Genomic DNA, 12,315 nt, shown 5'->3' on the forward strand with positions numbered 1-12,315 from the left:
AATGGAAAATTTAAGAGCAGAAGTTTTAAAACTTTTAGCAGATTTATGTAATACAGATGAAGTGGTTGAAAATCCAGATATTCTGATTTTTGAAGAAGGATTATTAGATTCATTTGGTACAGTTAGCTTATTAGTTGAAATCGAAGAACAACTTGGTATCAACGTAACGATTTCTGACTTCGATCGTGAGGAGTGGGCAACACCAAATAAAATCATTTCGATTTTAGAGGCTAGAAAATGAAAAAAGTTCAATTTTTTGGGATGATAACAGCTATTTTAATTTTTTTACTAGCTTTGTATCTTCCAAATTCTTTTTACGAACTATTTATTACAAAAGAACGATTAAATAATACAGCAGCATCTTTAAATCCTGAAACATTTCAAGGGACTTTACTTCAAAGCAAAATGTTAAAAGACCCAAAATTTCTACCTATTTTTGGGTCTTCAGAACTTGCTAGAAGAGACCCCTTCCATCCTTCTAGATTTTTTATGGGAGAAAAAGATGAATTTACTCCCTATCTAATTGGTCGAGGGGGATCACAAAGTCTCGTTCATTTTCTTGATTTAGCATCTTTAGGTGATGGCATTAAAAATAGAAAAATTGTGTTTGTTTTATCTCCACAGTGGTTTATTCCACATGGGATTGATGATACTCATTTTTCACCTAATTATTCTGCGCTTCAAACTTATTCATTCGTTTTTAATAATACAATTGATATTTCAGTAAAGAGACAAATTGCAAAGAGACTTTTAACGCTGTCAATTATCAAAAAAGACTCTTTATTAGTAACTCAACTAGAATCATTTATTTCAAATAACAAAAAAATTAAATTCGAGGCTATGGCTGAAAAGCCGTTAGCTTACACATATTTTAAAATACTTGAAAAGAAAGATCTTTTTGATACCGTTATAATGGATCCAGATAAAAACTTCCGATTAAAAAAATCAAAATATGAAGATTTATCCTGGGATCGAGTAGCTCAAGTTGCCGATAAAATGGGCCAACGTGAATCAACTTCAAACCATTTCGGTATAATTAATAAATATTATAAAAAGCACATTCAAAACCGTCTTCTAGCATTAAAAAATTATAAACACGATAGTAACTATGGTGTATCGCCAGAATATGATGACCTTCAAATGGTATTAGCATTATTAAAAAAAGAGCACACAAAAGCGTTGTTTATCTCCGTTCCAGTAAATGGACCATGGTATGATTACGCTGGTTTCCCTAAAGAAGGTCGAGAAGTTTATTACAAAAAAGTAAAAAAACAAATTGAAGATTCTGGATTCCAAGTGGCTGATTTTTCTTCACATGAATACGATGAGTTTTTCCTAAAAGATACAATTCACTTAGGCTGGAAGGGCTGGGTATATGTAGATCAATCTTTAAATAAGTTTTATTCAGTAAATCATACACCCCCTTCTGCAAGTTTAAATCATAGATATCAATGACAAAAGCAGACTAATGTCTGCTTTTTTTTCATTGTGTTGAAATATAAAATAGTCAAACGGATATTAAGTGAATCTTATTACTATTTTTTTGTTATCTAATATTTATTTTAATGTTAATATGTTTAGCTGTTTTAAAATATCAACAAACTATAGTATTAATTATTCTTGAGAAATTAAAAATATTTTGAGCTAATTTTTAGAAAAACAATTTCAAATAATAGTTTAGTAAAATGTTCGATATTAATTGACCTATAAACTGATTAATAAATAACTGTTAGTTTATGCTAAGTAAAGGCTATTTGATTAGGTTTTTATTGTAGACTTCTTTGAGATAAACAAGTTGATTGGAACGAAAGGGGTGCTCGACTCCTATGGGATATGCGGGAAGGCTGAGACCCCGCAGGCGGCGCGCCGAGGAGGCTAAAGAATCTCGCCCCATGGAAAGCGAGCATCCCTTAGTGGAAATCAATATCACTCTACTCCTTTTACGAAAATATGATAATTAATTGACAAGATTTTTTCTCAACAACGTGAAGCAGACTTGTGTCTACTTTTTTCATTGCTGACAGACATTAAAAATAAATAAATTCTTTAAACTACCAAATACTAAATTAAACAAAAACTTGAAACTTCATTTATAATAAAAACGATAACATTCAATTATTAAACTGTTGAAAGAAGGTTTCTAATTTGGCACATATCTTAGTAGCGGGAAAAATCCCAGAAAAAGCCGAGCAATTATTAAAAGATCATCATGTCATTGTTTATGAAAATGAGCAATTAATTACAGAAGATGAATTGTGTGAACTAGTTGGTGGGATAGATGCAATTTTAAGTTTACTATCCACTCCAATCACCAAAAGAGTAATTGATGCTGCTAAAAATGTAAAAATTATTGCTAATTACGGAGCAGGATTTAATAATATCGATGTAGATTATGCAACTAGTAAAGGCATTCATATTACAAACACTCCACTTGTTTCTACAGACGCAACTGCTGAGTTAACTTTTGGAATCCTCCTAGCTGTATCCAGAAGAATAGTCGAAGGGGACGAACTTTGCCGCACAATAGGTTTTGAAGGGTGGGCTCCATTATTCTTTAGAGGAACCGAAGTATCAGGAAAAACTTTAGGTATTTTTGGTTTCGGTAATATCGGACAAGCTGTAGCTAAACGAGCTAGGGCTTTTAATATGAATATTATTTATCACCAACCAAGAAGATTAAGTAATGAACTTGAACAAGAATTAAATGCCACTTACGTATCAATGGATGAACTTTTAAAGACTTCTGACTATATTACCCTTCATTCTCCTTACAAGCCCGATCTACACCATTTATTTGGAAAAGAAGAGTTTTATAAGATGAAAGATACTGCATTTTTTATCAATGCAGCTAGAGGTCCTTTAGCGAACGAACAGGAATTAGTAGACGCATTAAAGGATGGCGTAATTGCGGGTGCGGCTCTAGATGTATTTGAATTCGAACCAAAAATAACAGAAGAGCTAAAATCACTTACAAATGTTGTATTAACACCTCATATCGGTAATGCAACATATGAAACTCGTGATGCTATGTCAGAAATAGCAGCTAAAAATATTATTGAGGTTATGGCTGAACGACCACCAATCTCACCTGTAAATCAAATTCTTGTGAAGAGCTAAATATAGAAAAGGGATGGACATAAGTTAGTTTAACTGACTTATGTCCATTCCCTTTTTTATTTATTTTATTAGCGATTTTCAGAATTTATTTGCAGTTAATAGTTTTTCAAAGCTTTATTCCCTATAGAAAAAAGAGGGTTCCCATAAAAATTCACTTGGGATACCCTCTCTGTTTATTATTGACTTACAGGTACTACAGCACCTTTATATTTTTTAATGATGAAATCTTGAATTTCTTTTGAGTGTAATACTTTTACAAGCTCTTTAATTTCTTTTTTATCTTTATCACCTTTACGAACTGCGATAATGTTTACATATGGAGAGTCTTTACCTTCTAAAGCAATAGCATCCTTCATTGGGTTTAATCCAGCATCAATTGCGTAGTTTGTGTTAATTAAAACTGCATCGCCTTCATTGTTTTGATATACTTTTGGAAGCATACCAGCGTCTACGTCAGCTTGGAATTTTAAGTGTTTTGGATTCTCAACAATGTCTTTAATTTGAGCAGTAGTTGGATCAATTCCAGCTTTAAGTTTAATTAATCCTTCGTGTTGTAATAAGCTTAACATACGACCATGGTCAGCTACTGAGCTACTCATGATAATTTTAGCTCCATTTGGAAGTTCATCTAAGCTCTTATATTTTTTAGAGTAAACTCCAATTGGCTCGATGTGGATTCCACCAGCGTTTTCAAATTTATAACCATTTTCTTTCATTTGAGACTCTAAATATGGAATGTGTTGGAAATAGTTTGCATCTAATTCTTTTGAAGCTAGTGCTTTATTTGGTAATACATAATCTTGGAATTTAACAATTTTTAAGTTAATTCCTTCTTTTTTAAGGATTGGTTTAGCTTGTTCTAAAATAACTGCGTGAGGTACATTTGATGCACCTACCACTAATTCTTTATTTTTATCTTCTCCACCTTTATTACATGCTGCTAAAGATAATGCTAAAACACCTGCTCCTAATAAACTTGCGATTTTTTTAAATTTCACTGTCAGTTCCTCCCTTATATGATTAAGCTCTTTTATCTATTTTCGTTGTTACTAAATCTCCAATAAACTGAAGAATAAATACAATTAATAAAATAATGACTGTCGCAACAAGAGTTACTTGGTTATTAGAACGTTGGTATCCTTCCATAAATGCTAGGTTACCAAGTCCACCTCCACCGACTACACCAGCCATTGCTGTATAACCAACAATTGCGATTGTAGTAACTGTTAAACCTGAAATAATTGCTGGTAAAGCTTCTGGTATTAATACTTTTACGATGATTGTAAAGGTACTAGCTCCCATTGCTCTTGCAGCTTCGATTACACCTTTATCAATTTCACGTAATCCGATTTCGACCATCCTTGCATAGAATGGTGCAGCACCAATAATTAATGCAGGTAATGCTGCTTTTGCTCCAAGCATTGAGCCAAGTATAAAGATCGTAAATGGAATTAATAAAATGATTAAAATGATAAACGGTATTGAACGAAAAATATTTACAAACGCTGCTAGGATTGTATTAAAAAATTTATTTTCAAGTAACTGGTCTTTACTAGTTAAAAATAAGAATAAACCTATTATTAGTCCAAAAATGAACGTTGCAAGCGCAGCTATTACTGTCATGAATAATGTTTCTTGAGAAGCTACAAGCATTGCATCCCAATCAACATTCGGAAAAAGTTGTGTCATCTTATGCTACCTCCACTTCAACTTGTTTTGCTTCTAAATAAGCGATTGCTTCTTTGATGTTTTTTATGTCACCAACAAGTTGAATCTTCATTGTCCCATAAGAGCCTTCAGCAGTTTGAACAATTTTTCCTTGTAAAATGTTAATCTCAATATCAAAGTGCTTAACTACCTCAGAAATATGCGGCTGATCTGCTTGACCATTTTTAAAGGTTAGCTTGTAAGTATTATCCTTCCCATCACCTTGAGAAATTACTTCACCTTCATCATTGCCTTTGATTTGCGTCACAAATTTCTTTGTAATTGCTTGTTTAGGACGAGTAAATACATCAACAACATGGCCTTCTTCTACTACATTTCCGTTTTCCATTACTGCTACTCGTTGACAAATCTTTTGAATAACATGCATTTCATGGGTAATCAGAATGATTGTAATACCAAGCTGTTTATTAATATTTGTCAGTAAAGCCAATATTGAATCTGTTGTTTCAGGATCTAATGCAGAAGTCGCTTCATCACATAAAAGAACATCTGGGTTATTAGCAAGTGCTCTTGCAATTCCGACACGTTGCTTTTGACCTCCACTTAGTTCAGAAGGATAAGCATTTTCTCTACCTTCAAGTCCTACAAGTTTAATTAATTCTTTCGCACGATTAATGCTTTCCTTTTTTGAAACTTTAGCAATTTCAAGTGGGAAAAGTATATTTTCTAATACAGTTCTTGACCACAATAAATTAAAATGCTGAAAAATCATTCCTATTTTTTGTCTTGCTTTTCTTAACTGACTAGATGAGCATTTAGAGATCGATTGGCCATTAATAATCACTTCACCTGATGTAGGGGACTCAAGTCCATTTAGCATACGTAATAACGTACTTTTCCCTGCGCCGCTATATCCGATCATGCCAAAAATTTCACCTGTTTCAATATTTAAAGAAACATTTTGTACTGCGGTAACTGTGCCCTTTTTACCTTTGTATGTTTTACTTACATTATTTATTTGAATCATACACTTGATCTCCTTTCAAAACATTCTAACAACTTATCTTTCAATTTTTTGTAAGTAAGTACTTTTTTAGTCGCATAAAACAAAAAAACCTTTCAACTCACATGAGTAGAAAGGTTTAACATACAAAAAGTATTCCTTTCTCTCATCTCTCAAAGCATATGCTTTGCAGGAATTAGCACCATTTCAATGACAATCATTGACGGTTGCTGGGTTTCACAGGGCACAGTCCCTCCACCTCTCTCGATAAGAGTTAACTTACGATCTATTAAGTTGTTTAACGTAATTTCTTTAACGTAAGTCCAATTCTACAAACTTAGACAGTAGTTGTCAACAATTTTCTAAAAGTTTTTTTTCGTTTTCTACACTTGTATATTGAAAAATCGTTTCCATTAGTAGTAATAATCGATAGTTCCCTTCAAAAGAAGCATCATTCAGTTTTAATAAAAGTCCTAACCTTTGCGAACCTGAATTTAGATATTCCCATCCATCTTTTGAAAAATTAACTCTAAGTTGCGGAATCGAACGATCAATTACCTCGATAAACGGAGCCTTTTTACTTAACTTTATAAATACTTTTTCATTTAGGCAGTTTAATTCTACAATCCTTTCTTCGATTGGCAAAATGATTTGTAAATATTCCTTTTTTATAAATAAGTTTCTTGCTTGTCCTATCCACTCCTTGATATCCATAATAAACACCTCTCCCGATTTCTTTAATCTTATTTTCTCATAGATAAGAGGTGTATTCTTTATATTTCGCTCGACATTTACCTTGATAAAAATCTATATTTTAATTTTATTTCTACAACATTCAACTCATTTCCCGAGAAATATGTCAAAGGTTAGGGACATTTATAAGGGATTTAGAAAATGAAATAGCTCTCGTATGATCACTTAAAAAGACAAATAAAAAGAGTGCATTTCGAATGCACTCTCTTTAATGTAATGTCAAAATCCTAAAAACTTGATGATCAACTCATCGTTTAATATATAAATTATATTTTTTTAACAATTCATGTAAATAAGGTACAGATTGAAAAGCGTAAATTTTTTGTTTCATTTCCCCATTTTCAAAAATAAGTAAACAAGGTACACTTTCAACCTTCCAGTTTTGAGCTTCTTCCACTATTTCATTAATATTTACCTTACTGATAGGTAAATTTGGCAGAATCTCATTTACAACTTCTAGCATTTTAGAAGCTACTTGGCATGTACCACACATTGCGGTATAAATATAAATAACTGTAGTCTCTTTTGATTGAATTCTTTGCATTATTTCATTCTTTGTCCATTGCTGCATATTCTTTATTCCTCTTTAATTTGTACGTAAATAATCTGTAAATACTAAAATATCTGCCCCTAATAATACACTAGCTAAATGTTGACTCGGAGCTGTTGCCACTTCTCGATAACTTCTATCAATGTACAGATGCTCTGCCTGTGGAAATTCTCTTTTTAACAATCTTCTAAGCTTTTCACCAGCCTCATCTGCATCTACTAACACATAAATTTCTCTTAAATCTAACATTTCAGCAAGCTCATCTAGCTTTGAAGTACCAACTGTACCATTCGTACAGATAATATCTACAGGCTCCTTTATGATTGTCTGTATTTTCCTCTTATCAGTAGTACCTTCGACAATGATAACTTTTCTTTGATCTTCAATATTCACTGGGCATCACCTAATGTATAGGACTCAAAAACTTTTGACTAAAAATCTTTTGTATATAGTATATTCGATTTCCCCTTAGTTGTTTCCTTTTTTTCCCCTAAATGAAAATGTCCCTTTAAATTATGTTTTATGTAAATAAGTTAAGCTTTATTACATTAATTATACACGTAAATTGAACTACTCACCACTTAACCACCTTACGGGTTGTTTGAAGTGGAAGATTCTTGGGAACTGAGCATACTTGCTAGTGTTATTTCTTTGCCAGCAGAGGTTTCTCATATTTACCAAGCTATCTCCTTAGATTCCTACGGTTTTATGATTATTTAGGCCAAAGCCAATGTTCGTAAGCCTTCAGCTAGTATATTTTTACTGGCATTTAAATCTCGATCGTGATGTTGATGGCAAATAGGACAAGTCCATTCCCTGAATGCAAGAGATTTCTTGCAATCTTGGTGCCCACAATCAGAACATATTTGGCTGGATGGAAACCATCTACTTACTTTCATGATTGTTTTACCATACCATGTAGCTTTGTATTCTAATTTAGATACAAATGCAGACCATGATACATCAGAAATCGATTTGGCTAATTTGCGATTACGTAACATTCCTTTCGTATTCAAGTTTTCGATACAGATTAGATCGTGGTTTTTGATTATTTCTGTACTCAACTTGTTAAGGAAATCATCACGTTGATTCATTACTCTTTCGTGTAATCTAGCGACTTTTCTTTTTTGTTTCTGATAGTTTTTTGCATAAAGAAGATTAACCCCATTCTTTTTAGCATGTAACGCACGTCTTGAAAGTTTTCGCTGTTCACGTTTTAGTTTCTTTTCCATTTTGGCAGTAAATTTATTGTTGTCAATTTTTCTTCCGTCAGACAAAATGGCAAAATCAGTAATGCCTAAGTCGATACCAATCGATGATTCAGCTTTCACCAGTGGTAGTACGTCTACTTCTACAAGAATGGATACAAAGTATTTACCACTTGGAGTTCGTCTAACGGTTGCATTCAAAACACGACCATGTACTTCGCGACTTTTAGCAAAGCGAACAAGACCAAGTTTAGGAAGTTTCATTTTGTTTCCGACAACAGCAATATTTCCGCTTGTTTCTTTTGTTGTATAGGATTGAACTCGATTCTTTTCAGATTTAAAGCGTGGTGTGTTATTCTGCTTTTTGAGGAATCGTGAATACGAATCTGCAAGGTTTTTCAGTGAGGATTGAAGAGCAATACTGTCAACTTCTTTGAGCCATACTAATTCTTTTTTCAACTTTGTTAATTCAGCAGAACAAGAATTGTATGTTAATCCTTTGCCAGTTTCTTTGTATGTGTTGTTCCATTGTCCTAAAAAGTGATTGAATACAAAACGACTACATCCAATAGTTTTAGCGATTAGAGTTTCCTGTTTTTTGGTTGGATAGATACGAAATTTATATGCTTTATTGACTAGCATTGTTTTCACCTCACTTCATCCCTTGATTTTTAATCTATTTCTTAACTATATTGATCGGAGAACCACCAGTAGTTAGTAAGCAAAAAATTCTTGACCGAAACATTTCTTACCATAGCTTTTTTCAAATTTGTGGAAAGGCACATTTGATCATGATTATTGCTTTCTAATTTCACTTATGAAAGCAAAGCCTTTAGACTCACGCACACATAAGCGACATTCATCTCCCACCTATTACTGGTGTTATCTCACCCTTCCCGTAATTGAGGAAGGAGTCTTCTGTTTGATAATAATAAAAAAGCGCCCAAATTGGACGCTTAATTTTAGATAATTAATCTTGATTGATCATTTCTTCGTATTGACCAGCAGTCATTAACTCTTCAAGTTGAGAAGCATTTGTTGCTTCAACAACTACCATCCATGCTTTTTCGTATGGAGATTCGTTTACGAATTCAGGATTTTCATCTAGATCAGAGTTTACTTCAATTACTTTACCACTGATTGGAGCATATAGTTCAGATACTGTTTTTACAGACTCAACGCTACCGAATGGCTCATTTATAGTAAGTTCATCGCCTACTTCTGGTAGCTCAACAAATACGATATCTCCAAGCTCTGATTGAGCGAAATGAGTAATACCGATATAGTATTTATTACCTTCAACTTTTACCCACTCATGTTCTTCTGAATAACGTAGTTCATTTGGAATTGACATTGTGAAATCCTCCTCAGATTAATTACCTTAAATTATATAGTTATTTTATAACCAAGCCTTTTCAAATACCTCTTCATTAAAACCAACTGTCGCTTTATCTCCATTAAAAAGCAGAGGTCTTTTAATTAATTTACCATCCGAACTTAGTAGTTCTAATAGCTCGTCCTCAGTTTTCGTTGGAATAACATCCTTCAATCCAAGCTCACGATATTTAACACCACTTGTATTAAATAATTTATTTATAGAAATTCCACTTGCTTTATAAAGATCAGCAAGTAATTCCTTTGAAGGTGGATTTAATGTAATATCAATTGCTTCAACCGGAATATTATGTTCTTTAAGCCAAGAAGCGGCTTTTCGACAAGTTCCACATTTTGGATATGTATAAAAAATGATACTCATTTTAGCAACTCCTCCCAAATTCTATTTTATCACAGGGAATATGCGAGTTAAAATAGTTCCGTTCGAAAATTCTGTAATAAGTTAGTTCCAAAAATATTATAGCAATATTCATCATACTAAACCAGTAGAACATTCGTGTTTTTCGACCGATTTAAACAAAAACCTTAAATATTTTTAATATATCAAAGTAATTTACTATATCATTCGATGAACCTCTTAAATTTTACTCAACTTATACTAGTATGGCACAAGTCATGGCAAAATTATCCTTATCTATTTAAGAATCTAGAACGATTTATTCTTTAATGCAAACGATTGGAGTAAGGGTGCTACAGCGTCTTTAAAAAAACGAATCCCAAATTGTTAAATAAAAAAAACTGCCCATCAACAGATTGGCAGTTTTTTTTAAAATTAAACCGTATAACGCTCTTCTTCTAATACATTAGCAGCAATTTCACGTTTCTTCGCAATTACATTAATTGGCGTATGACGTGTAAACTTACGAAGTGCTGAAGTCATCATTCTTAGTGTATCACCAGACTCAACAGCAACAAGTGTTTCCTTAGCATGAGCTTCGATTTCATTAAATGCTTCTTGACAGAATACTTGAGTATAAAGTAATTTTTGGTTTGATTTTTCTAATCCTACTTTGTTAATTGCCTTTTCAGTACGCAGAACTGTCGATTCCATTGCGTAAATATTGCTTACGATATCTGCAATATTTACTAGAATCTCTTGTTCATTGCTTAATGCTTTACCAAATTTTTGAACTGCTAAACCAGCAATCATGATCGCAATTTTCTTCGCATTACGAACTAAATATTTCTCTTGCTCTAAAGGAGCATCTCCCACTTCTTCAGGCATTAACATCATTAACTCTTCTTGTATTTGTTGTGCTTGTTGAAGTAATGGAAGCTCTCCGCTCATTGCTTTTCGAAGGTAAGTACTTGGTACAATTAAACGATTAATTTCGTTTGTTCCTTCAAAAATTCGGTTAATACGAGAATCACGGTAAATACGCTCAATTTCATATTCAGCCATGAAGCCATATCCACCGTGGATTTGCACTCCTTCATCAGCAACATAGTCTAACACTTCAGAACAGAAGAATTTATTTAAAGAACATTCAATCGCATATTCTGCTACAGCTGCAGCTACTGCTTTTGGATCTTTTGCTTGCTCTTCAGTTAATTGACTAAAGCGATCTTCGAAAAGTCCTACAGTACGATATGCTGAACTTTCACTTGCATAAACTTTTGTAGCCATACTAGCTAATTTTTCTTGAATTAAACTAAATTTAGCAATTGGTGTTTTGAATTGTTGGCGTTGGTTAGCATACGTTGCAGATAATTCTAAAGCACGTTTTGATCCACCAACTGTACCTACAGCTAATTTATAACGACCAATATTTAAAATATTAAATGCAATAACATGACCTTTTCCAATTTCACCTAAAAGGTTTTCTACAGGAACTTTCACATCTTCTAAAATCAGTGTACGAGTTGAAGATGATTTAATACCCATTTTCTTTTCTTCTGGACCAGTCGATACACCTTCATAATCTCTCTCAACGATAAATGCTGAGAAGTGCTCTCCATCAATTTTTGCATAAACAACAAATACATCTGCAAACGCAGAGTTTGTAATCCATTGTTTTTCACCGTTTAAAACGTAGTGAGTTCCTTCAGCATTTAATTTAGCAACCGTTTTTGCTCCTAATGCATCTGATCCTGAACCTGGCTCAGTTAATGCATAAGCTGCAAATTTCTCACCTGATGCTAAACCTGGTAAGTAACGTTGCTTTTGATCATGATTTCCAAACAATACGATTGGAAGTGTACCAATCCCTACGTGGGCTCCTTGAGAAAGTGAGAATCCACCACCACGAGAAATTTTTTCTGTAATTAATGCTGAGCTAATTTTATCTAGTGCGATTCCACCATACTCTTCTGGCACATCTGCTGCTAATAATCCTAGCTCACCAGCTTGTTTTAATAATCTTACAGTGCGATCAAATTCGTGTTGCTCTAAATATTCTAATTCAGGTAAAACTTCATTCACTACAAAATCTTCAGTTGTTTTTGCAATTAATTTATGCTCATCTGTAAAATCCTCTGGTGTAAAAACTTTATCAAAAGTCACTTCTGTTGTTAAAAAGCTTCCGCCTTTTAGTAAGTTACCGATTGTTTTTTCCATCAATAATTCCTCCTATTTTCTATTTACTAGTTTGAAGATATGATTCTAACAATCTATTTTTCGT

Annotated in this window: 13 protein-coding genes, 1 pseudogene and 1 riboswitch; of the genes and pseudogenes, 3 read left to right on the plus strand and 11 right to left on the minus strand. The window is 33.1% G+C overall.

The features are described 5' to 3' along the window. Position 1 precedes the first annotated feature (1 nt). The 3 genes from dltC (at position 2) to AN960_RS06925 (ending at position 3,117) form a co-directional block, all read left to right on the plus strand. Positions 2-241: a D-alanine--poly(phosphoribitol) ligase subunit 2 gene (gene dltC, locus AN960_RS06915; RefSeq protein WP_056468776.1), complete on the plus strand. Its 240-nt coding sequence runs from the start codon at positions 2-4 to the stop codon at positions 239-241. Next, complete coding sequence (gene dltD / locus AN960_RS06920; protein ID WP_286131625.1) at positions 238-1,455, plus strand: D-alanyl-lipoteichoic acid biosynthesis protein DltD; 1,218 nt, start codon at positions 238-240, stop codon at positions 1,453-1,455. Before dltC ends, dltD begins: the two co-directional genes overlap by 4 nt. 690 nt (positions 1,456-2,145) lie before the next feature. Continuing rightward, complete coding sequence (locus tag AN960_RS06925; RefSeq protein WP_056468779.1) at positions 2,146-3,117, plus strand: 2-hydroxyacid dehydrogenase family protein; 972 nt, start codon at positions 2,146-2,148, stop codon at positions 3,115-3,117. Positions 3,118-3,293: 176 nt separating this feature from the next. On the opposite strand, the gene metQ is transcribed toward AN960_RS06925, so the two are convergent. The 11 genes and pseudogenes from metQ to AN960_RS06975 form a co-directional block, all read right to left on the minus strand. Beyond that, entirely contained in the window at positions 3,294-4,115 is an 822-nt protein-coding gene (gene metQ, locus AN960_RS06930) for a methionine ABC transporter substrate-binding lipoprotein MetQ (RefSeq protein WP_082459406.1), read from the minus strand. Positions 4,116-4,137: 22 nt separating this feature from the next. Then, positions 4,138-4,806 carry a methionine ABC transporter permease gene (locus AN960_RS06935; RefSeq protein ID WP_056468782.1) on the minus strand — a complete coding sequence of 223 codons (669 nt, stop codon included), beginning with the start codon at positions 4,804-4,806 and terminating at the stop codon, positions 4,138-4,140. A 1-nt stretch (position 4,807) separates the two neighbouring features. Then, positions 4,808-5,812, minus strand: coding sequence for a methionine ABC transporter ATP-binding protein (locus tag AN960_RS06940; RefSeq protein WP_056468784.1), 1,005 nt, complete (start codon positions 5,810-5,812; stop codon positions 4,808-4,810). A gap of 139 nt (positions 5,813-5,951) precedes the next feature. After that, positions 5,952-6,062, minus strand: a riboswitch (SAM riboswitch). Between the two features lie 77 nt (positions 6,063-6,139). Then, positions 6,140-6,502 (minus strand): hypothetical protein, encoded by a 363-nt coding sequence (locus AN960_RS06945; RefSeq protein WP_056468787.1) that lies wholly within the window; start codon positions 6,500-6,502, stop codon positions 6,140-6,142. A 286-nt stretch (positions 6,503-6,788) separates the two neighbouring features. Beyond that, complete coding sequence (locus AN960_RS06950; RefSeq protein WP_056468789.1) at positions 6,789-7,112, minus strand: thioredoxin family protein; 324 nt, start codon at positions 7,110-7,112, stop codon at positions 6,789-6,791. Positions 7,113-7,127: 15 nt separating this feature from the next. Further along, positions 7,128-7,478: a ribonuclease M5 gene (locus AN960_RS06955; protein WP_088014517.1), complete on the minus strand. Its 351-nt coding sequence runs from the start codon at positions 7,476-7,478 to the stop codon at positions 7,128-7,130. A 329-nt stretch (positions 7,479-7,807) separates the two neighbouring features. Then, the gene (gene tnpB / locus AN960_RS06960) at positions 7,808-8,941 is read right to left on the minus strand and encodes an IS200/IS605 family element RNA-guided endonuclease TnpB (RefSeq protein WP_056468791.1); all 1,134 of its coding nucleotides are present in this window, start codon (positions 8,939-8,941) and stop codon (positions 7,808-7,810) included. Between the two features lie 34 nt (positions 8,942-8,975). Continuing rightward, positions 8,976-9,092, minus strand: a pseudogene (locus tag AN960_RS25015) (IS200/IS605 family transposase); the annotation flags it as partial. A gap of 177 nt (positions 9,093-9,269) precedes the next feature. Continuing rightward, complete coding sequence (gene gcvH, locus AN960_RS06965; RefSeq protein WP_056468792.1) at positions 9,270-9,653, minus strand: glycine cleavage system protein GcvH; 384 nt, start codon at positions 9,651-9,653, stop codon at positions 9,270-9,272. A 45-nt stretch (positions 9,654-9,698) separates the two neighbouring features. Then, positions 9,699-10,055, minus strand: a complete 357-nt coding sequence (locus AN960_RS06970; protein ID WP_056468793.1) for an arsenate reductase family protein — start codon at positions 10,053-10,055, stop codon at positions 9,699-9,701. Positions 10,056-10,466: 411 nt separating this feature from the next. Next, positions 10,467-12,251: an acyl-CoA dehydrogenase FadE gene (locus AN960_RS06975; protein ID WP_056468794.1), complete on the minus strand. Its 1,785-nt coding sequence runs from the start codon at positions 12,249-12,251 to the stop codon at positions 10,467-10,469. Positions 12,252-12,315: the final 64 nt, after the last annotated feature.

It is taken from the genome of Bacillus sp. FJAT-25509 (genome assembly GCF_001420605.1).
Lineage (GTDB): Bacteria > Bacillota > Bacilli > Bacillales > Bacillaceae_G > Gottfriedia.

What these genes read in the sequence shown, in the direction of transcription:
- dltC (WP_056468776.1), top strand. Translation starts at nt 2, where the DNA reads ATGGAAAATTTAAGAGCAGAAGTTTTAAAACTTTTAGCAGATTTATGT.
- dltD (WP_286131625.1), top strand. Translation starts at nt 238, where the DNA reads ATGAAAAAAGTTCAATTTTTTGGGATGATAACAGCTATTTTAATTTTT.
- AN960_RS06935 (WP_056468782.1), bottom strand. Translation starts at nt 4,806, where the DNA reads ATGACACAACTTTTTCCGAATGTTGATTGGGATGCAATGCTTGTAGCT.
- AN960_RS06940 (WP_056468784.1), bottom strand. Translation starts at nt 5,812, where the DNA reads ATGATTCAAATAAATAATGTAAGTAAAACATACAAAGGTAAAAAGGGC.
- AN960_RS06945 (WP_056468787.1), bottom strand. Translation starts at nt 6,502, where the DNA reads ATGGATATCAAGGAGTGGATAGGACAAGCAAGAAACTTATTTATAAAA.
- AN960_RS06950 (WP_056468789.1), bottom strand. Translation starts at nt 7,112, where the DNA reads ATGCAGCAATGGACAAAGAATGAAATAATGCAAAGAATTCAATCAAAA.
- tnpB (WP_056468791.1), bottom strand. Translation starts at nt 8,941, where the DNA reads ATGCTAGTCAATAAAGCATATAAATTTCGTATCTATCCAACCAAAAAA.
- gcvH (WP_056468792.1), bottom strand. Translation starts at nt 9,653, where the DNA reads ATGTCAATTCCAAATGAACTACGTTATTCAGAAGAACATGAGTGGGTA.
- AN960_RS06970 (WP_056468793.1), bottom strand. Translation starts at nt 10,055, where the DNA reads ATGAGTATCATTTTTTATACATATCCAAAATGTGGAACTTGTCGAAAA.
- AN960_RS06975 (WP_056468794.1), bottom strand. Translation starts at nt 12,251, where the DNA reads ATGGAAAAAACAATCGGTAACTTACTAAAAGGCGGAAGCTTTTTAACA.